Origin of the sequence: Streptomyces sp. NPDC002935 (genome assembly GCF_040611295.1) — a bacterium.
Lineage (GTDB): Bacteria > Actinomycetota > Actinomycetes > Streptomycetales > Streptomycetaceae > Streptomyces.
The window spans coordinates 22,241-42,275 of record NZ_JBEXNW010000045.1; the positions used below are offsets into that span (position 1 = coordinate 22,241).

The 20,035-nt window shown below is 69.9% G+C and carries 16 protein-coding genes and 5 tRNA genes; 9 read left to right on the forward strand and 12 right to left on the reverse strand.

The window, feature by feature from the left end:
- Positions 1 to 190 precede the first annotated feature (190 nt).
- Together ABZX90_RS38685 and bldC are read left to right on the forward strand one after the other, a co-directional pair.
- Positions 191 to 1,039, forward strand: coding sequence for a hypothetical protein (locus ABZX90_RS38685; RefSeq protein WP_351131413.1), 849 nt, complete (start codon positions 191 to 193; stop codon positions 1,037 to 1,039).
- Positions 1,040 to 1,659: 620 nt separating this feature from the next.
- Positions 1,660 to 1,866: a developmental transcriptional regulator BldC gene (bldC, locus tag ABZX90_RS38690; RefSeq protein WP_003949541.1), complete on the forward strand. Its 207-nt coding sequence runs from the start codon at positions 1,660 to 1,662 to the stop codon at positions 1,864 to 1,866.
- A 468-nt stretch (positions 1,867 to 2,334) separates the two neighbouring features.
- Here the strand turns inward: bldC and ABZX90_RS38695 are convergent, their stop codons facing one another.
- From ABZX90_RS38695 to ABZX90_RS38740, 10 genes are all read right to left on the reverse strand, one after another.
- Positions 2,335 to 2,526 (reverse strand): DUF6274 family protein, encoded by a 192-nt coding sequence (locus tag ABZX90_RS38695; protein WP_351131414.1) that lies wholly within the window; start codon positions 2,524 to 2,526, stop codon positions 2,335 to 2,337.
- Positions 2,527 to 2,806: 280 nt separating this feature from the next.
- Positions 2,807 to 2,881, reverse strand: a tRNA-Asp gene (locus ABZX90_RS38700).
- A 94-nt stretch (positions 2,882 to 2,975) separates the two neighbouring features.
- On the reverse strand, positions 2,976 to 6,953 hold the full coding sequence (gene hrpA / locus ABZX90_RS38705) for an ATP-dependent RNA helicase HrpA (protein WP_355212991.1): 3,978 nt from the start codon (positions 6,951 to 6,953) through the stop codon (positions 2,976 to 2,978).
- A gap of 69 nt (positions 6,954 to 7,022) precedes the next feature.
- The gene (locus tag ABZX90_RS38710) at positions 7,023 to 7,256 is read right to left on the reverse strand and encodes a hypothetical protein (RefSeq protein ID WP_355212993.1); all 234 of its coding nucleotides are present in this window, start codon (positions 7,254 to 7,256) and stop codon (positions 7,023 to 7,025) included.
- Positions 7,257 to 7,382: 126 nt separating this feature from the next.
- Positions 7,383 to 7,781, reverse strand: coding sequence for a hypothetical protein (locus ABZX90_RS38715; RefSeq protein WP_355212995.1), 399 nt, complete (start codon positions 7,779 to 7,781; stop codon positions 7,383 to 7,385).
- Between the two features lie 135 nt (positions 7,782 to 7,916).
- Positions 7,917 to 7,990, reverse strand: a tRNA-Phe gene (locus tag ABZX90_RS38720).
- 24 nt (positions 7,991 to 8,014) lie between these two features.
- Positions 8,015 to 8,089 (reverse strand) — tRNA-Asp (locus ABZX90_RS38725).
- A gap of 46 nt (positions 8,090 to 8,135) precedes the next feature.
- Positions 8,136 to 8,208 (reverse strand) — tRNA-Glu (locus tag ABZX90_RS38730).
- Positions 8,209 to 8,288: 80 nt separating this feature from the next.
- Positions 8,289 to 9,872, reverse strand: a complete 1,584-nt coding sequence (locus ABZX90_RS38735) for a metallophosphoesterase (RefSeq protein ID WP_351131420.1) — start codon at positions 9,870 to 9,872, stop codon at positions 8,289 to 8,291.
- A gap of 97 nt (positions 9,873 to 9,969) precedes the next feature.
- Positions 9,970 to 10,320, reverse strand: coding sequence for a metallopeptidase family protein (locus ABZX90_RS38740; protein WP_351131421.1), 351 nt, complete (start codon positions 10,318 to 10,320; stop codon positions 9,970 to 9,972).
- A gap of 165 nt (positions 10,321 to 10,485) precedes the next feature.
- Here ABZX90_RS38740 and ABZX90_RS38745 point away from each other — a divergent pair, with 165 nt between their 5' ends.
- The 6 genes from ABZX90_RS38745 (at position 10,486) to ABZX90_RS38770 (ending at position 17,461) form a co-directional block, all read left to right on the forward strand.
- A complete protein-coding gene (locus ABZX90_RS38745) occupies positions 10,486 to 11,736 on the forward strand; it encodes a serine hydrolase domain-containing protein (RefSeq protein WP_351131422.1) in 1,251 nt (416 codons plus the stop codon).
- A 193-nt stretch (positions 11,737 to 11,929) separates the two neighbouring features.
- Positions 11,930 to 12,442, forward strand: coding sequence for a hypothetical protein (locus ABZX90_RS38750; RefSeq protein ID WP_351131424.1), 513 nt, complete (start codon positions 11,930 to 11,932; stop codon positions 12,440 to 12,442).
- A 361-nt stretch (positions 12,443 to 12,803) separates the two neighbouring features.
- On the forward strand, positions 12,804 to 15,062 hold the full coding sequence (locus tag ABZX90_RS38755) for a DEAD/DEAH box helicase (protein WP_355212998.1): 2,259 nt from the start codon (positions 12,804 to 12,806) through the stop codon (positions 15,060 to 15,062).
- Between the two features lie 417 nt (positions 15,063 to 15,479).
- On the forward strand, positions 15,480 to 15,632 hold the full coding sequence (locus ABZX90_RS38760; protein ID WP_351131457.1) for a hypothetical protein: 153 nt from the start codon (positions 15,480 to 15,482) through the stop codon (positions 15,630 to 15,632).
- 99 nt (positions 15,633 to 15,731) lie between these two features.
- Positions 15,732 to 17,267, forward strand: a complete 1,536-nt coding sequence (locus tag ABZX90_RS38765) for an amino acid permease (RefSeq protein WP_351131428.1) — start codon at positions 15,732 to 15,734, stop codon at positions 17,265 to 17,267.
- Positions 17,268 to 17,388: 121 nt separating this feature from the next.
- Positions 17,389 to 17,461, forward strand: a tRNA-Lys gene (locus ABZX90_RS38770).
- A 58-nt stretch (positions 17,462 to 17,519) separates the two neighbouring features.
- Here the strand turns inward: ABZX90_RS38770 and ribA are convergent.
- Positions 17,520 to 18,155 (reverse strand): GTP cyclohydrolase II, encoded by a 636-nt coding sequence (gene ribA / locus ABZX90_RS38775; protein WP_355213000.1) that lies wholly within the window; start codon positions 18,153 to 18,155, stop codon positions 17,520 to 17,522.
- Positions 18,156 to 18,285: 130 nt separating this feature from the next.
- Entirely contained in the window at positions 18,286 to 18,795 is a 510-nt protein-coding gene (locus tag ABZX90_RS38780; protein WP_351131431.1) for a MarR family transcriptional regulator, read from the reverse strand.
- 66 nt (positions 18,796 to 18,861) lie between these two features.
- Here ABZX90_RS38780 and ABZX90_RS38785 point away from each other — a divergent pair, with 66 nt between their 5' ends.
- Complete coding sequence (locus tag ABZX90_RS38785) at positions 18,862 to 20,001, forward strand: dihydrofolate reductase family protein (protein ID WP_355213002.1); 1,140 nt, start codon at positions 18,862 to 18,864, stop codon at positions 19,999 to 20,001.
- Positions 20,002 to 20,035: the final 34 nt, after the last annotated feature.

Consider the following 20,035-nt stretch of genomic DNA (forward strand, 5'->3'; position numbering starts at 1 on the left):
GGTGCGGGGCCCGTGCGGATGGCGGGCTCCGTGGGAATGAGACTAGAGCCTGCGCCGACCCGCCTTCGGCGCAGTGTTCAGGATCACCTACGGGCGGGGTACAGCCATGGTTCGATTTGCATAGATTTCTCATCAGGTTATGAGCGGTTCTCGCTGGTTTTCCCGGTGGTCGACGGGGGAGGGAGCAGGCGTGCCCAAGGTGTCCGCGGTGATCGTCCCGTATGCGACGTATCTGCGCGTGTACGAGCCACTGGCCGCGTTCCCGGAGTCCGAGCGCGCCCACTGGACGCGCTACGCCCGGCGCACCGAGCGCCCCTCGTACCAGGACGAACTGCGCCGCTCGCTGGCGGATCTGCTGCCCACCCCGCCGATCCCCGTGCCGGTGCACGAGAGCGGCGACGCGTTCGTGGCCGAGGTAGACGGGGTGGTGTGCGTCTGCCCCTGGCGCACCCGGCTGCGCGGCTGGCAGGCCCTGGACGAACTGGGCGAGGAGCTCCCGGCGTCCGTTCTCGACGCGGTCCTGCCGCCGCTGGTACGCCGTCAGGCCGCGCTGGACTACGAGCGCTGGCTGGCGCGCAACCCCGACGCCCGCCCGTGGATCCGCACCTCGACCTGGCAGGTCCCGCTGAACTGGTTCGTGCTCGTCACCGACGAGGAGCGGGAGTACGAGAAGGGGACGGGCCCCGGCGGAGCCGCGCCGCTGCTGCGCTACCGGACGCCGATGGTGCAGGCGCGGCGGCGCACGGCGCGGGCCCTGCGGACGCTCAGGGAAGCACTGGACGAAGGACCGCTCATCGAGGGCCTGGTGGACGTGGGGCGCTGGCTGGAGGAGTTCCATCCGCGCTCGCTGGTCGAGCTGGACTACGGCGGGCTCGTGCACACGCTGCCGGCCGGGCAGCTGGAGGACGACCACTCCGCTGCGGACGTCGCCGAGGGCATCGAGGCGCTGCGCACCGGGGACGGGGCGAAGGCGGGCGAGGCGTACGGCCGGCTGGTGGAGCGCTGGCGGTCGGTCAGGGACCGGCGTTCGTCGAACTGAGGCGGAGTCGGCGGCGGTCCGGGCCGGGGTCTGCTCCGCGGGTTCGTCCGGGTGGGGCTGGAGGGGCGGGTGGGGCCCCTGAGTCCGCTGTCCGGTGTGATCTGCTTCTCACAGGTTCCAGTCGAACTCGCGTATGGTCCTCACACGCTGAAGAACCCTCACTCCAGGACGTAGGTCCCGATCCGGGCTTATACGTCAACGGGTGTCAAGCGTGACGGACGGCACTTACCCGGCTCTTGCATCGCTTGCCCCTCCTCGTGCCAAAATAGGACAAGGAGTCCGGGGGAGGACTCCCTCCGCCCACGTTTGGGGGGGAATCTCGGCATTGCACGCTTTGAGGGGTCTGGTGACTCCTGATCGCCCTGTGACTGATCGTCACAGTGGCGTGACTGTCCGCTATGGCATGGTCCATCGGCTTCCGTCGCTGATGAACACCTGGGAGGGCAATTCCATCGGTTTGGCCGACGCGGCTGGACGGATGGTGTAGTTGTAGTGCCGAGGACAAGCCGTTCGTCCTATAACCGACTCGACTCGCGTCCGCCATTTCGGGCAACGCGGGTCAAGGTGCAGAATTTAGAGGAAAGAACCGAGAAGGTTCGGTTCTCCCGAGGAGGCCGCTCATGACCGCTCGCACCCCTGATGCCGAGCCGCTGCTGACCCCGGCTGAGGTCGCCACGATGTTCCGCGTCGACCCCAAGACGGTCACGCGGTGGGCGAAGGCCGGCAAGCTTACGTCCATCCGCACGCTCGGCGGGCACCGCCGCTACCGCGAGGCTGAGGTCCGCGCACTGCTCGCGGGTATCCCGCAGCAGCGCAGCGAAGCCTGAACCATCGCATAACCGGACAAGTTGACGGATCCCCCAACCCGTCGAGGCGTCCACACCACAGCTCCAAGCGACGCGGGTTCTGCCCCAACAGAGCTCACGCCCAAGCTTTTTTGCCCCATGAACAGGGTGCGTCGTAGATCGCGCTGGACTCCGCCGGGTCCAGCGCGATCTTTTTTGTGCGGTCTTCGCGCCTGGGCGACCGGCCTGTGAGCGGCCTTGTCGGAGTCTGGGTGCGGGTGTCGGATCGGCTGTGGGTGCCCCCGAGGAGGGGTGCAATTGCACATATTAAATTGACTGGTTGTATGAGGGGGGTAAGTTCCACACTTCTGAAAACATATGCGGTGACTCCTGTCACATGCCACAGTCCTTGTCGCACGCGAACCTTCTGCGCTAGGGGAGTTGGGGCCGTGAGCGGCCGGGTCGCGCGAGGGCGCGCACAGTGTCGTGGGGCATGGCCGCGGCCGTCGGTCACGCCGTGGAGGGACTTTCGTCCTCCGGGGCGCACTCGGGGTCCCGCTCGTCGTGCGAGGCGGGTTCCATGGCCAGCCGCAGGAGCTGGTGGCAGATCGGACAGTGCCGCGTCAGGTGGCGGTACCCGGAGGCGGCCGCCAGATGGGCTCGGAGCAGAGCCCGGGTCTCGTGCCGAGCGGACACCGCCATACGCACCTCCAGAGGGCCGGCAGGGCGAGGGCCCTGGTTTCTGGGGTACCGACGGAATGTGACGCCGTCAAGAGACGGGAACGGGCCGCAGGGAGGCTTCCGGACGCCCTGACGGCCGTACGCCGACCGGTGCCGCGCACGCGAACGGCCGGGCGCCCGCACCGCGGACGGGACGACGTCCCCGCGCACGTTCCTGGCCGCACGAAGGGGCGGGCCGGGGACGGGCTGGAGGCGGGCATGCGAAAAGGCCCGGAGCCGAAGCTCCGGGCCTTTCTTCACGCGGTCCTGACGGGATTTGAACCCGCGGCCTCCACCTTGACAGGGTGGCGAGCACTCCAAACTGCTCCACAGGACCAGATTCGCAGCGACTTTTTCTTGCGCTGTGCTGCGAAAAGAGACTGTACAGGAGGGCGGGCCCGGGGTCGAACTCACCTCACGTGCGGGCGCCGTTACGGCGCGGCGGCGTCGATCGCCTTCACGATCCGCTTGTCGGAGACGGGGTACGCCGTGCCCAGCGCGTGGGCGAAATAGCTGACCCGGAGCTCCTCGATCATCCAGCGGATGTCCAGGACGGAGGAGGGCACCGGCCGGCCCTGCGGCAACTGCTCCAGGAGCCAGGCGTACTCGTCCTGCATCTCGTGGACCTTCTCCATGCGGCTGGTGTCCCGCTGGACGCCGGTCGGCATCTGCTGGAGGCGGCGGTCCGCGGCGACCAGATAGCGCATCAGGTCCGGCAGGCGCCGCAGCCCCGTCGCCGTGACGAAACCGGGCTTCATGAGGGCGTCCAGCTGCTTGCGCACGTCCGTGAGGTTCGCGAGCAGCGTCGGACTCCTGACGCCCTTCAGGCGCCGCTCACACGCCTGCCAGGCGGCGAGCACCTGCTGAACCTGCCCGACGGTGCGCACGGTCGTGTCGACGATCTCGGCGCGCACCTTGTCGTACAGCTTCCGGTAGGACTCCTCGTCCCACGCCGGGCCGCCGAAGTCCGCGATCAGCTTGTCCGCGGCGGCCATCGCGCAGTCGTCGAAGAGGGCCTGGACCGACCCGTGCGGGTTCGCGGACAGGGCGAGCTTCTGGGCGTTGGTCAGCTTGTCCGAGGCGAACTTGCCCGGGTTCACCGGGATGTTCCGCAGGATCAGCCGGCGGGTGCCCTTCCACATGGCCTCGGCCTGCTCGGCCTCCGTGTCGAAGAGCCGTACGGAGACGGTGCCGGCCGCCGGCCCGTCGTCGACGAGCGCGGGGTACGCCTTCACCGGCTGGCCCGCCCGGCGGGTCTCGAAGATGCGCGTGAGCGAGCCGATCGTCCAGTCCGTGAGCCCTGTGCGTTCCAGGGACTCGCCGCCCTCGCGCTCGGCCGTCGCCGCGGCGGCCTGCGAGATCGCCTGGCGCGCCTTCGGCTTCAGCCGGAGCTTCAGGGCCTCCAGGTCCTTGTCCTCGGCGAGCTTGCGGCGCCGCTCGTCGACGATCCGGAAAGTGATCTTCAGATGGTCGGGGAGCCGTGACCAGTCGAAGTCGTCGGCCGTCAGCGGCACTCCGACCATGCGCTTGAGCTCGCGCGCCATCGTCAGCGTCAGCGGCTCCTGGAGCGGGACGGCCCGCTCCAGGAACTTCTGGGCGAAGTTGGGGGCGGGAACGTAGTTCCGCCGGATCGGCTTCGGGAGGGAACGGATCAGCTCCGTCACCACCTCCTCCCGCAGCCCCGGGATCTGCCAGTCGAAGCCCTCGTCCGTGACCTGGTTCAGGACCTGGAGCGGGATGTGGACGGTCACGCCGTCCGCGTCCGCGCCCGGCTCGAACTGATAGGTCACCCGGAACTTCAGCCGGCCCTGGAGCCAGGAGTCGGGGTAGTCGTCCTTCGAGACCGCCCCGGCCCGGTCGTTGATGAGCATCGAGCGCTCGAAGTCGAGGAGTTCGGGCTCCTCATGGCGCTTGTGCTTCCACCACGAGTCGAAATGCGCCCCGGACACGACGTGTTCGGGCACCCGCTGGTCGTAGAAGTCGTACAGCGTCTCGTCGTCGACCAGGATGTCCCGGCGGCGGGCCCGGTGCTCCAGCTCCTCGACCTCGGTGAGGAGCTTGCGGTTGTCGGCGAAGAACTTGTGGTGCGTACGCCAGTCGCCCTCGACGAGCGCGTTGCGGATGAACAGCTCGCGGCTGGCCTCCGGGTCGATCCGCCCGTAGTTCACCTTCCGCTGCGCGACGATCGGTACGCCGTAGAGCGTGACCTTCTCGTACGCCATCACCGCGGCCTGGTCCTTCTCCCAGTGCGGTTCGCTGTACGTCCGCTTGAGGAGATGGCCGGCCAGCGGCTCGACCCACTCCGGCTCGATGCGGGCGTTGACGCGCGCCCAGAGCCGCGAGGTCTCGACGAGCTCGGCGGACATCACGAAACGCGGGGGCTTCTTGAAGAGCGCCGAGCCCGGGAAGATCGCGAACTTGGCGCTGCGCGCGCCCAGGTACTCGTTCTTCCCTGTGCTCTTCCCGCTCTCCCCGCCGGTCTCCTTCACGTCCTTCATACCGACGTGCGAGAGCAGACCGGCGAGCAGGGACACATGGACGCTCTGCTCGGGCGCGTCGTCCTCGTTGAGGTGGATGCCCATCTGCTTGGCGACGGTCCGCAGCTGGCTGTAGATGTCCTGCCACTCGCGGATGCGCAGGAAGTTCAGGTACTCCTGCTTGCACATCCGGCGGAAAGCGGACGAGCCGCGCTCCGCCTGCTGCTCGCGGACGTAGCGCCACAGGTTGAGGAAGGCGAGGAAGTCGGACGTCTCGTCCTTGAAGCGGGCGTGCTGCTGGTCGGCCTGCGCCTGCTTCTCGGACGGCCGCTCGCGCGGGTCCTGGATGGAGAGCGCGGCCGCGATCACCATGACCTCGCGGGCACAGCCGTTCTTGTCAGCCTCCAGGACCATCCGGGCGAGCCGGGGGTCGACGGGGAGCTGGGCGAGCTTGCGGCCGGTCGGCGTGAGCCGCTTGCGGGCGTCCTTCTCCGTCGGGTCCAGCGCGTTCAGCTCCTGGAGGAGCTGGACGCCGTCGCGGATGTTGCGGTGGTCCGGCGGGTCGATGAACGGGAACTTCTCGATGTCGCCGAGGCCGGCCGCGGTCATCTGGAGGATGACGGAGGCGAGGTTCGTACGGAGGATCTCGGCATCGGTGAACTCCGGCCGGGCGAGGAAGTCGTCCTCGGAGTACAGCCGGACGCAGATGCCGTCGGACGTACGGCCGCAGCGGCCCTTGCGCTGGTTGGCGCTGGCCTGTGAGACCGGCTCGATGGGCAGCCGCTGCACCTTCGTGCGGTGGCTGTACCGGGAGATGCGCGCCGTGCCCGGGTCGATCACGTACTTGATGCCCGGGACGGTCAGGGAGGTCTCGGCGACGTTGGTCGCCAGAACGATCCTGCGCCCGGTGTGCGCCTGGAAGACGCGGTGCTGCTCGGCGTGCGAGAGCCGGGCGTACAGCGGCAGTACCTCAGTGAAGCGGTATTTCTTCTTCGTCAGCGCGTCGGCCGTGTCGCGGATCTCGCGCTCTCCCGACAGGAAGACCAGGATGTCGCCCTTGCCCTCGGCCTGGAGCTCCTCGACGGCGTCGCAGATCGCGGTGATCTGGTCGCGGTCCGCGTCCTCGGAGTCGTCCTCCAGGAGCGGGCGGTAGCGCACCTCCACGGGATACGTCCGCCCGCTGACCTCGACGATCGGGGCGTCCCCGAAGTGCCGGGAGAAACGCTCCGGGTCGATGGTCGCGGAGGTGATCACGACCTTCAGGTCGGGCCGCTTGGGCAGCAGCTGGGCGAGGTAGCCGAGCAGGAAGTCGATGTTGAGGGACCGCTCGTGGGCCTCGTCGATGATGATCGTGTCGTAGGCGCGCAGCTCGCGGTCGGTCTGGACCTCCGCGAGGAGGATGCCGTCCGTCATCAGCTTGACGAAGGTGGCGTCCGGGTTCACCTGGTCGGTGAAGCGGACCTTCCAGCCGACGGCCTCGCCGAGCGGTGTGTCCAGCTCGTCCGCCACCCGTTCGGCGACGGTACGGGCGGCGATACGACGGGGCTGTGTGTGCCCGATCATGCCGCGGACGCCACGGCCCAGCTCCATGCAGATCTTCGGGATCTGGGTGGTCTTGCCGGAGCCGGTCTCACCGGCGACGATCACCACCTGGTTGTCGCGGATGGCCTCCGCGATCACGTCCTTCTTCTGGCTGACCGGCAGCTGCTCGGGGTAGGTGATGGCGGGAACGCGGGCGCGGCGCTCGGCCATCCGGGCCTCGCCCTTCGCGACCTCCGCCTCGATCTCGGCGAACACGGTGGAGCGAGCCTCGGGCTTGCGGATCTTGCGCGCGCCTTCGAGTCTGCGCCCGAGCCGGTGCGCGTCGCGCAGGGACAGCTCGGCCAGACGGGGGGCGAGATCGCCGAGGGCGGGGGCGGGTTGCGTAGACATACGCGGTCCAGGATCTCACCTCGGCGAAATGACTGGCGAACGCTTTTGCGCGCACCCGGCCGTCCGGCCCTACCCGCGCCGCTTTCCGGACCCGGAACAGGACGAGCAGCGGTCGGTCGTGAGGCTGGTGGTGGGCATGTAGCGGTGGGTGCGGATGTCCCACTGCTGTGTGGTGCGGAACACGCTCCGCCCGCCCCGGCCGCGGCACGCGGGACAGGCGTCGGCGGCGAGCGGGGTGCCGAACTCGACGATCAGGCCGATGACCACGAAGACCAAGACCCCGGCGATGATGAGGGCGACCATGAGCCCATCGTCCGCACCCCCGAGGCGGTGCGGAAGCCCTTCGCCGGGGCGCTCGGAAGCGGCACCGAGGTCCTCCGCGCGCCGCTGTGCGGCGGGCGGAGTCCTGGGGTCGCCGCTGGTCCCGGGCTACTCCTGGGGACGCGGCCGGTCCCCGGCCGCGTCCGGGGGCGCCGCCGGCCCCGGGATGGCTCCTGAGGTCCCTGCCGATCCGGGGACCGCTTCCGGGTTCGCTGCCGGCGCCGGGGCTGCTCCTGGGGCGGGGACCTGCGGTTGCGCCATGGCCCTGGCCGTGTTGGAGACCGCCTTGATGCCCAGGTAGGCGGTGGTCGTGCTGCTCACCGCGGTGAAGGCGGCGGTCAGCACGCCGACGGTCACCGCCTTGTCGCCGTGGAGCTGCCAGACCCCGAAGACCGAGACGCCGACGATCGCGAGGTTGCTCATCACGACCGCTGTCAGCCCGTAGCGGGCGCGGTAGCGCTCCAGATCCAGCTCGCGCACCGGTTTCGACCTGCCGCCGTTCAACATCACTCGTTCCCCCGCCCGAGACACCCTGTCTGCGGGCCAGAACGTAGCGCCGTGCACAGGGCATGCCAAGTCGACGGGCGGACACCGTGGCGCATACGAAAAAAGGCCCCGATCCGAAGATCGAGGCCTTTGCTGTGGCTGGGGCCGGGGTCGAACCGGCGACCTATCGCTTTTCAGGCGATCGCTCGTACCAACTGAGCTACCCAGCCACGAGGTTTCCGGAGAAACCTCAGCGGTCCTGACGGGATTTGAACCCGCGGCCTCCACCTTGACAGGGTGGCGAGCACTCCAAACTGCTCCACAGGACCAAGCTGTTGCGTGCGACGCGTCAATAGTGTCGCACACGGTGTTGCGTGCCCCCAACGGGATTCGAACCCGTGCTACCGCCTTGAAAGGGCGGCGTCCTAGGCCGCTAGACGATGAGGGCTATCGGCCCGCCTGGGCGCTTCTCAGCGCGTCGGGGACGTCATGAGCATATGGGATGGCGGGGGGTATCGCCAAAACGGTTTACGGGGAGGTCCCGGAGGGGCTCGGGGAGGGGGTCGGCGACGGGGTCGCGCCCGGCTGGTTCTCCTCCGGGAGATGGCGGCTGACCTCGGCCGTCGTGAGGCCCAGACCGCCCAGTCTGATCTCGTCCCAGGCCTGGAGGCGGCGGGTGTCCCGGTCGACGTAGAGGATCGACGCCTCGATCGGGTCCGGGTACTGGCCCTCGACGGCGCGGAGACCGCTGCCGCCCGTCGAGCCCTCGACGCGCAGCCGGGTGCCGTACTTCATGACCTCCATCTCCTCGTGGTGCAGATGACCGGCCAGCACCAGGGGCACCTCGCCGTCCGTCCCGCGGGCGGCCGACGGCTCGTGGGCGACGGCGATGTCGACCGGGGTGCCGGCGGCGCGCTGATCGCGCAGTGCCGAGGCCAGGCGGGCGCCCGCGAGATCCTCCGCCGCGCCGCCGCCCGGCGTGACCGAGCGGTCCGGGGTGAACTGCGGGTCGCCGATGCCGGCGAAGCGCAGGCCCGCGACCGTGACCGCCCGGCCGTTGTCGAGGACCCGCACGTTCTTCATGCGTTCCAGATAGCTCTGCGTCTCGGCCGAGTCGTGGTTGCCGCGGACCCAGACGTACGGGGCACCGAGGTCCGGGATCGGGTCCAGGAAGCCGTTCTCGGCCGCCGAGCCGTGGTCCATGGTGTCGCCGGAGTCGACGATCACGTCGATGGCGTACTGCCGGACGAGTGAGCTGATGATCTTCCAGCTCGCCGGGTTCAGATGGATGTCGGAGACGTGCAGGACCCGGATCGTGGTGGGGTCGGGCTCGTAGACGGGAAGGGTGGACGTGACGTCGTACAGCTTCGTCACGTTCGTCACCAGGCGGGCCAACTCCCTCTGGTAGACGTCGAATTCGCTGACGATGTTGCGGGCGTTGCCGACCAGGGAGGGTGCGGAGGAGAGGAGCCCGGAGTACTTCGGTTCCAGGACCGACTGGGGATTCCAGGTGGCGAAGGCGGTCGCTCCCGAGGCGGCCAGCAGGGCGAGGGCGAGGCCGCCGGCGGCGAGGGCCCGGCGGGGGCGGCGGTAGACGCCGAGGCCGAGGGCGGTGGCACCGGCGACCACGGCTATGCAGGAGCGGACCGCCAGGTCGAGGGTGCCGTGCTCGACGTCCCGCGCGACCTCGTCCTGGAGGCCGGACAGGCGCTCCGGGTGGTCGACGAGGGCCTGGGAGCGTTCCGGGTCGAGTTGGTCCACGTCCACGTCGAGGCGCAGCGGGGCCTCGTGGCTGCGCAGTTCCAGCGCGCCTAGCGGGGAGATGTTGATCTTCGTGCCGCCCGCGAGGGAGGGGCGCAGGGTCATGGTGGTGTTCATGGGGCCGACCGGGACGCGGACGTTTCCCACGACCAGCAGTCCCAGCCAGGCGCCGAGCAGCACCACGCAGAGAAGTCCGACGGCGCGGGCGTACGGGTTCGGCCGGGCGGCGAGTTCGAGCACCGGGCTCCTGCGGCGGCCGCGGTGGCGGCGGGTGAGGGCGTGCGGCACCCGGCGGGCGCGGTCGGTCATGCGGCGGACGGCGGCGGCTGCGGCAACGGGGACGCGGACCATTGGTCCCGTATGCCCAAGTGCCGGGGCGGGTATGCGGGCGGGAGACCCGCTGCCCTGCCGGGGCGGACGGGGTTTTGGTCAGCCCCGGCCCAGTTCGTCAGCCCCAGCCCAGTTCGTGGAGCCGCTCGTCGTCGATGCCGAAATGGTGGGCGATCTCGTGGATCACGGTCACGGCGACCTCGTGGACCACGTCGTCCGGGGTCTCGCAGGCGCGCAGCGTGGGGCCCATGTAGATCGAAATGCGGTCGGGGAGTACGCCGGCGTACCACTCACCGCGGTCGGTGAGCGGGGTGCCCTCGTAGAGGCCCAGCAGTTCGGGGTCGTCGGCTGGAGGCTCGTCCTCGACGAACACGGCGACGTTGTCCATGACCCGGGTCAGCTCGGGCGGGATCTGGTCGAGGGCCTGGCTCACGAGCTCTTCGAAGGTTTCGCGCGTCATCTCCAGCACAAGGCCATTGTCAGGGACGGCACGCCGTCACAGGAGGCCGACGGAGGCTCCGATGGGGCCGGATATGACGGAGGGCGAACCGGCCCCTGCCCCACATGGGGTGTCTCATAACATTTACGGAGTGTTCTGTCGAATTGTCATTGATGATCCGGACATAGTGCGGGCATGACCCGCACCCCTTCCCCGACGCGGCTGCGCACGCGTGCCCGCGCCCGCACGGCTCTCCTCTGTGCCGCCCTCCTCGCCGTGACGGCCCAGACGGGCGCCGCCGCACCGGCGTTCGCCGGAGGGCCCGGCGGCCGCGGCGGACGCGACTGTGTGAGGACCGAGAGGCCTCTCGACGGCCAGGCCCGCGAGGTCCTGGACATCGCCCGTGAGGCCAAGGCCGAACTCCACCTGAAGTCCGTGGAGCTGAAGGTCACCAGCGACGGACGCGAGATCCTCACGGACGCGCTCGGCGAGTCCATGACGGGTGTCCCGGCCGAGCCGGACATGCACTTCCGCGCCGGTTCGGTGGCCTTCTCCTACGTCGGCACGGCCCTCCTGCAGCTCGTCGAGGAGGGCAAGGTCCGCCTCGACGACACCGTGGAGCGCTGGCTGCCCGGTCTGCCCAAGGCAGACAAGATCACCCTGCGGATGCTGGCCACCAACACCACCGGGCTGCACGACTACGTCACCGACCCGGCCTTCCTGGCCGAGCTGGAGGCCCACCCGTTCCGCCAGTGGACCCCGCAGGAGCTGCTCTCGTACCCCTACAGCCATCCGTTCTGGTACAAGCCGGGCACCAACTGGAGCTATTCCCACGCCAATTACCTGCTGCTGATCCAGGCGCTGGAGAAGATCACCGGAACCCGGATCGACAGGTTCCTGAAGGAGCGGGTCACGGGTCCGCTGGGTCTGGACAACACCCGGAACAACTTCACCCCCGACATCCCGCGTCCGGTCCTGCACGCCTTCACCGCCGAGCGCGGCCTGTACGAGGAGTCCACGTTCTGGAACCCGTCGTGGACCACCGCGCCAGGCGCGGTCATCACCACCCACGTCTGTGACCTGGCCCGCTCGGCGCAGGCCATCGGCAGCGGCGAACTCCTCTCGCACCGCTCCTACCGCACCCTGCTCAACCCGGGGACGGTCGGTCTCGGCCACGCGACCGCCACCTGTCCCGCCACGGTCTGCCTGGAGCAGACCGAGGCCAAGCACTTCGGGCTCGGCGTCATCGTGATCAACGGATGGGTGCTCCAGAACCCGTCGTTCTCGGGCTACGCGGCGATCCAGGCGTATCTCCCGTCCGACCGTCTCGCCATCGCGGTCAACGCCACCAAGACCGCGGACACGCCCGACGGCAACCAGGCCGAGGTGGTCGCCCAGCGCATCGCGGCCGTGCTGGCCCCGGACGACCCGCTGGCCGTCGGCTGACCCGCGGCACCTCGCGCGTCACGCATCACCGCCCACGAAGAACGCGTTCCCCGCACGCGCCCCCCGGCCCGGTTGGGCCCGGGGGGCGCGTGTCCTCTTGTGGGCGGCGGGAGTTGGACAGGGGGAACTCCCGTTCCTCCCCACGCTCCGGCTCCTCTTGAGCGGGGGACACCCCATTCGGAGGTGGCCGCCCGTGCGCGCCTTGTACGTACCCGTCCGTCTGGTCGCCACGGTCATGGCCGTCGCCGCCGCCGCCGGTTGCATGAGCGTCGGCGACGACGGGGAGCGGCCCGGGCCCTCGCACTCGGCGGGGCAGCGGGCCGGCCAGGTGCCCGGCGGCGGGACCGCGGTGGGCGGCGGCGGAGTCGGGTCGCGCGGCGGGAAGGGGGGAAAGGGCGGCAAGTCCTCGGCGAAGCCGGGGGAGTCCGCGTCCGGCGACGCGTCTCCGTCGGCGTCGGAGTCCGCGGGCGCGAAGCCGTCCGAGAAGGCGACGGAGAAGGGCGGGAGGCCGTCCACGGAGCCCGTGCCGCCCGGCGAGCCGAGTCCCACGCGGACGACGGCGGAGCCGACGCCCGAGCCCCCGCCCGCCTCGTCGCCGCCGGAGCCCGACCCCGGTACGGCGGAGCCGTCGTCGTCGGCGCACGAGCAGCAGGCGACGCAGCTCGTGCAGCGGGAGCCGGCGCCCGAGGCGGGCGCACCGGTGTAGCGGGCGCCGGGGGGCGAGGTGGCGGGCCTCATGGATGGGGGATGTGGCGGGGTTCACGGCGATCGGGGCCGTGGATGTGGCCGGTACAACAGCGCGGTCGGCGCGGCCGAGGTAGCTTTGTTGATGCGAGCAGGTGGCTAAGAACGCACCTTCACCTGGTCGTATGGGGCTCAGTTTGCCTTCATGGGGGAAGGGTGCGTATGGTAGTAGATCGTTTGATCCCATTTGCCCGGCGCCGCCGCAGAGAGCGCCGCGTGGCGCGTACTCTCCCTTGCCGTGGCCGGACCGCATAGAGGCGGTCGTTTGCGACTTCACGGAGTTTGGGCGCGTGCCGAAGAACTCCGGAAGGTTCGCATTTCGCATGTCTGTTTCCAGTACTGATCACGTCGTCGTGCCCGAGAACAACGAGAACAACGACGCGGTCGAGGCCGTCGAGGTCATCGAGACCGTCGAGGTCATCGACACCGCTGAGACCGTCGAGTCCGCCCCCGAGCTCACGTTCGAGGACCTCGGTCTCCCCGAGGGCGTCGTCCGCAAGCTCGCGCAGAACGGCGTGACCAGCCCCTTCCCGATCCAGGCCGCGACCATCCCGGACGCCCTGGCCGGCAAGGACATCCTCGGCCGTGGCCGCACCGGCTCCGGCAAGACCCTCTCCTTCGGTCTGCCGACCCTCGCGCAGCTCGCCGGCGGTCACACCGAGAAGAAGAAGCCGCGCGCCGTCATCCTGACGCCGACCCGTGAGCTGGCCATGCAGGTCGCCGACGCGCTGCAGCCCTACGGCGACGTCCTCGGCCTGAAGATGAAGGTCGTCTGCGGCGGTACGTCGATGGGCAACCAGATCTACGCCCTGGAGCGCGGCGTCGACGTCCTCGTCGCCACCCCGGGCCGCCTGCGCGACATCATCAACCGCGGCGCCTGCTCGCTGGAGAACACCCAGATCGCCGTCCTCGACGAGGCCGACCAGATGTCGGACCTGGGCTTCCTGCCCGAGGTCACCGAGCTGCTCGACCAGATCCCGGCCGGCGGCCAGCGCATGCTGTTCTCGGCCACGATGGAGAACGAGATCTCCACGCTGGTCAAGCGCTACCTGACCAACCCGGTCACGCACGAGGTCGACAGCGCCCAGGGCAACGTCACGACCATGTCGCACCACATCCTCATCGTGAAGCCCAAGGACAAGGCGCCGGTCACCGCCGCGATCGCCTCCCGCAAGGGCCGCACGATCATCTTCGTCCGCACCCAGCTGGGCGCCGACCGCATCGCCGAGCAGCTGCGCGACGCCGGTGTGAAGGCCGACGCGCTGCACGGCGGCATGACGCAGGGCGCCCGCACCCGGACGCTGGCCGACTTCAAGGACGGTTACGTCAACGCGCTCGTCGCGACCGACGTCGCCGCCCGCGGTATCCACGTCGACGGCATCGACCTGGTCCTGAACGTGGACCCGGCCGGCGACCACAAGGACTACCTGCACCGCTCCGGCCGTACGGCCCGCGCCGGCCGCTCCGGCACCGTCGTGTCGCTGTCGCTGCCGCACCAGCGCCGCCAGATCTTCCGGCTGATGGAGGACGCGGGCGTCGACGCCGCGCGTCACATCATCAACTCGGGTACGGCCTTCGAGCCCGACGTCGCCGAGATCACCGGCGCCCGGTCGATGACCGAGGTCCAGGCCCAGTCGGCGGGCGACGCCGCACAGCAGGCCGAGCGCGAGGTCACTCAGCTCACCAAGGAGCTGGAGCGCGCGCAGCGTCGTGCCGCCGAGCTGCGCGGTGAGGCCGACCGTCTGGTCGCCCGTGCCGCCCGTGAGCGGGGCGAGGACCCGGAGGTGGCCGTCGCCGCTGCCGCCGAGGCCGCTGCCGAGGTCGTGGTCGAGGCCCCGGCCGCCGAGGCCGTCGCCTCCGAGCCGGCCGAGCGTCCCGCCTACGAGCCGCGTCAGCGCCGCGACGAGCGGGGCAACTACGAGCGTCGCGACAACGACCGTGGCGGCTTCCGCCGCGACGACAATCGTGGTGGCGGCTTCAACCGCGACGACCGCGGCGGCCGTCGTGACGACAACCGCGGGGGTGGCTTCAACCGCGACAACCGCAGCGGTGGCGGCTTCAACCGCGATGACCGTGGCGGCCGTTCTTTCGAGCGTCGTGACGACAACCGCGGTGGTGGCTTCAACCGCGACAACCGCAGCGGTGGCGGCTTCAACCGTGACGACCGTGGCGGCCGTTCTTTCGAGCGTCGTGACGACAACCGTGGCGGTGGCTTCAACCGCGATGACCGTGGCGGCCGTTCTTTCGAGCGTCGTGACGACAACCGTGGCGGTGGCTTCAACCGTGACGACCGTGGCGGCCGTTCTTTCGAGCGTCGTGACGACAACCGTGGCGGCGGCTTCAACCGTGACGACCGTGGCGGCCGTTCTTTCGAGCGTCGTGACGACAACCGTGGCGGCCACCGGGGCAGCGACCGCCCTTTCAACCGTGACCGTCAGGGCGACCGTCCCGCGGGCGGCAGCTTCCGCTCCGGCCACGACCGCCCGACCGGCCGTCGCGACGACCACCGCACGACCGGCACCGGCACCGCTCCTGGTTCGTTCCGCCGTGACGAGAAGCCGCGCTGGAAGCGCAACGGCTGACGCCGGCTAGCTCAGTGAAGTGATGTGGCCCCCACCCGGTCCGGGTGGGGGCCACATCGTCGTTTCGGGGGCGAGCTGTGGGAAACGAGTTCCCGCTCCCCCTTGCTTTCGGGCAGGGTGCCCGGTCCTTCGGGGCCGGGGTGAATGCCCGCTCCCGCGTAGCGGGACAGGGAAAGCCGGATCGCAGGCAGGGCGATCCGGCGTTGCGGAAGGTGTGCTGCCGGGGCCGGCCTGCGGCAGGTGGTGGTGACGGCGGGCTTGGGGCTCTGCGGCCGAAGGCCGCCCTGGAAGAGGGGACGTGTCGGTCACTCTCACGAGTGAGACCGGCCGAAGACGCGTGCTGGAGGGGAACGGGGTGGCTAGGTTCGCGGCATGTCACGTTTCCGGCTGTACCCGACGAACGCGCAGGCGGGCATCATGCTCGGCCACTGTGCGCACGCCCGGTATGTGTGGAACCTGGCGGTCGAACAGCATGCGCACTGGCCCGGGCCGCAAGGCCGCGCCGGGCTTCGCCGGGCAGTGTCGCCAGCAACGCCGGTACCGGAACGGGCTCGTTCGGCTCGCGGGTGAAGATCACCGGCGGCTGGCAGAGCTACAAGGGCCTTTTCTGGCCAACTTGCTCTGCCCCGTAGCGCATGTCATGCCCCCGGCGAGGGAATCGCTGGGGGCATGACAGATGACGCCAGAGTGAGTGGGCTGTCGGACGAAGAGCGGCTTGCCCAGCTCGGCTACACACAGGTTCTCGCCCGCCGCATGTCGGCGTTCTCCAACTACGCGGTCTCCTTCACGATCATCTCGGTCCTGTCGGGCTGTCTGACGCTGTACCTGTTCGGCATGAACACCGGCGGTCCCGCCGTGATCACCTGGGGCTGGGTCGCGGTCGGCCTGATGACGCTGTTCGTCGGACTCGCGATGGCCGAGATCTGTTCGGCCTACCCGACGTCCGCCGGGCTGTACTTCTGGGCGCACCGGCTCGCCCCGGAGCGCAGCGCGGCCGCCTGGGCCTGGTTCACGGGCTGGTTCAACGTCCTCGGCCAGGTGGCGGTGACCGCGGGCATCGACTTCGGCGCCGCGTCCTTCCTCGGCGCCTATCTGAACCTCCAGTTCGACTTCGAGGTGACGCCGGGCCGCACGGTCCTGCTGTTCGCGGGAATCCTGATCCTGCACGGCCTCCTCAACACCTTCGGCGTGGGGATCGTCGCCCTCCTCAACAGCATCAGCGTGTGGTGGCACGTCATCGGCGTCGCTGTCATCGTCGGCGCGCTCACCTTCGTACCGGACCACCACCAGTCGGCCGGCTTCGTGTTCACGAAGTTCGTGAACAACACGGGCTGGGGCAGTGGGGTCTACGTCGTCCTCATCGGACTCCTCATGGCCCAGTACACGTTCACCGGGTACGACGCCTCCGCCCATATGACGGAGGAGACACACGACGCCTCCACGGCCGGCCCCAAGGGCATCGTGCGGTCCATCTGGACCTCGTGGATCGCCGGGTTCGTCCTGCTCCTCGGCTTCACCTTCGCCATCCAGTCGTACGACAAGGAGCTGGGTTCGGCGACGGGCGCGCCCCCGGCGCAGATCCTGCTGGACGCGCTCGGCGCGACCTCCGGGAAGCTCCTGCTGCTGGTCGTGATCGGCGCGCAGCTGTTCTGCGGCATGGCGTCGGTGACGGCCAACAGCCGTATGATCTACGCCTTTTCGCGGGACGGCGCGCTGCCGTTCTCGCGGGTGTGGCACACGGTGAACCCGCGCACGCGGACCCCCGTGGCGGCCGTCTGGCTGGCCGCGCTGGGCGCCCTCGTGCTCGGCCTGCCGTACCTCATCAACTACGCGGCCTACGCCGCCGTGACGTCGATCGCGGTGATCGGCCTCTATGTCGCGTACGTCATCCCGACGCTGCTGCGGGTGCGCAAGGGTGACGCCTTCGAGCGCGGGCCCTGGCATCTGGGTCGCTGGTCCCGCCCCGTGGGGGTGATCGCGGTCGCCTGGGTGGTCGTCATCACGATCCTGTTCATGCTGCCCCAGGTCTCCCCGGTCACCTGGGAGACCTTCAACTACGCCCCGATCGCCGTCCTCGTCGTCCTCGGCTTCGCCGCGGCCTGGTGGATGGCCTCGGCCCGGCACTGGTTCCTCAACCCCGATCACCAGCGCACGATCGCCCGTGAGGCCGCCCGCAAGGGTGCGCCCGAACCGGTCGATCCCTGACCTTGTGCGCTTTTGGCGTGGCCGGGTCCCCGATACCCGATCGGAGTCCCGGCCACCTCCCGCTATGCTCGGGGATGCATCGGCGCGGGTCGGTGCGCCGTATCGGCGTCGTCCGGTGCGGGGACCCTTAGCTCAATTGGCAGAGCAGTGGACTTTTAATCCATTGGTTGTGGGTTCGAGTCCCACAGGGTCTACGGAAAAGCCCCCGGCTCAGAGCGATCTGAGCCGGGGGCTTGTTTCGTTCAAGGGCTGTCAGCCGACCGTGAGTCCCGTGAGTTCCGTCAGCGGGAGCGTGTGCTGGGTCTGGAGGACCTTGGCGCGCAGGTAGCGGACGTTGTGGGCCGTGGTGAACACGCCCGTCGGGACCCGGTGGGAGACCGTGATGCCTAGGTCGCGGAGCTGCTCGGCCTTGTCGGGGTTGTTGGAGAGCAGGTCCAGGGAGTCGATGCCGAGGGCCTGGAGCATCTGGGCGGCCGCCGTGTAGTCGCGGTCGTCCTCGGGCAGGCCGAGGGCGGCGTTGGCGGCGTAGGTGTCGAGGCCCTGGTCCTGGAGGGCGTACGCGTCGAGCTTGTTGTAGAGGCCGATGCCGCGGCCCTCCTGGCGCAGGTACAGCAGGACGCCGCCCCGGTCCGCGATCTGCTCCACCGCCTCGCGCAGCTGCGGTCCGCAGTCGCAGCGGGCCGAGCCGAAGACGTCGCCGGTCAGGCACTCGGAGTGCAGCCGCACCAGGGGGTCCGTGCCGGGGTCGCCGAGGACGACGGCCAGGTGTTCCTTGCCGTCGGCGAGCCCGTGGAAGGTGACGAGTTCCGCGTCGACGGAGTAGCCGTCGCCGAAGCGCAGGGGCACGCGGACGCGGGTGCGCACCGTGGCGGTGGGGTAGTCGCGCATGTTGTCTCTCCGTCCAGCGGGTTCGTACGGGGTGGTGCTTCAGATTTGAAGCACTGCCCGGAAGAGACACTACATCTGCTTAAAACTTCAAGCAACGGGTTCTGCGTCCCCCTCGTGCCACTCGTGCCCCTCACGAGGAACAGGAACGCCGCCGCCACGGCAGATCTTCCCCGGATGCCCCGTAATTCCCGTCCTGGATCGCCCGTGTGATGGTTCCGCAGATCTCGTCCAGCTGTTCCACCTGCTCGGGTGTCAGATGGTCGAAGATCGCCGTCCGCACCGTCTCGACGTGTCCCGGCGCGACCCGCTCCAGGAGGGCCATGCCCGCATCGGTGAGGACGGCCATGTGCCCGCGCTTGTCGGTGGGGCAGCCCTCTCGGCGTACGGTGCCGTCCTTCTCCAGCCGGGTCACCGCGTACGTCAGACGGCTACGGGTGATCTTCTGGGCCTCGGCGAGGTCGGTCATCCGCAGCCGCCGGTCCGGCGCCTCGGACAACTTGGCCAGGATGGAGTAGTAAAGGTGGGGCATCCCCGCCTCGGCCTGCAGCCGGCGGTCGATGGCGTCCTCCAGGAGGGAGGTCGCGGAGAGGTACGAGCGCCAGGCGCGCTGTTCGGCGGCGGAGAGCCAGCGGGTCGTCATGGGCCCAGTCTAGGTATTGTTTAAAACTTGAACCACTGAGCGCGTGTGACCGGAGGATGCGTCCCGATGCCCCGTCCCTACGTCCTGCTGTCCGCCGCCGTCTCCCTCGACGGCTTCCTGGACGACACCGGCCCCGAGCGGCTGCTGCTCTCGGGCCCGGCCGACTTCGACCGGGTCGACGAGGTGCGGGCGTCCAGCGACGCGATCCTGGTGGGCGCCGGCACCCTGCGCACGGACAATCCACGGCTTCTGGTCAACTCCGCCGAACGACGCGCGGCCCGCGTCGCCGCCGGCCGCCCCGAGTACCCGCTGAAGGTCACGGTCAGCGGCTCCGGGGACCTCGACCCGGAGGCACAGTTCTGGCACACGGGCGGCGAGAAGGTCGTCTATACGACGGACAAGGGTGCGCAGCGGGCAGCCGACCTGCTGCACGGTCTCGCCGGCGTCGACGTCGTCCCGACCGGGCCCGAACTCGACTGGCGTGTGCTGCTGGAACACCTCCACGACGTACGCGGTGTGGGTCGGCTCATGGTCGAAGGGGGCGGGAAGGTCCACACCCAGCTCGTGCGCGAGGGACTGGCCGACGAACTGCAGCTCGCCGTCGCTCCCCTCTTCGTCGGGCAGCCGGACGCGCCGCGCCTGTTCGGACCCGGGGCGTATCCCCCCGGCCGGATGCGGCTGGTGGAGACCCGGCCCGTCGGGGACGTCGTGCTCATCCGGTACGTCCCCACCGCGCCCGGCACCGGTGGGCTCGCCTCCGCGGCGGACCGGCGGTGGCTGGAGCTCGCCTGCGAGCTGGCGGCGCTGTGCCCGCCCTCGACGACCGCGTTCAGCGTGGGTGCGGTGGTGGTCGCGGCCGACGGGACCGAGCTGGCCCGTGGCCACTCCCGCGAGGGGGACGACCCCGTCGTGCACGCCGAGGAGGCCGCCCTCGCCAAGATCGACCCGGCCGATCCGCGACTGGCCGCCGCCACCGTCTACAGCAGCCTGGAACCGTGCGCCCGCCGTGCCTCCCGGCCCGCGCCGTGCGCCCGGCTCATCCTCGACGCCGGTGTGCGCCGGGTCGTCACCGCCTGGCGCGAGCCCGACACGTTCGTCACGGACGCCGACGGGAACGGCCTGCTCGCCGCGGCGGGCGCCGAGGTCGTCGTCCTCCCCGAGTACGCCGAGCGTGCCAAGGCCCCCAACCTGCATCTGCCGGGCTGACCACCCCGTTCGACTCCGCTGAAGGGGCGCGTTT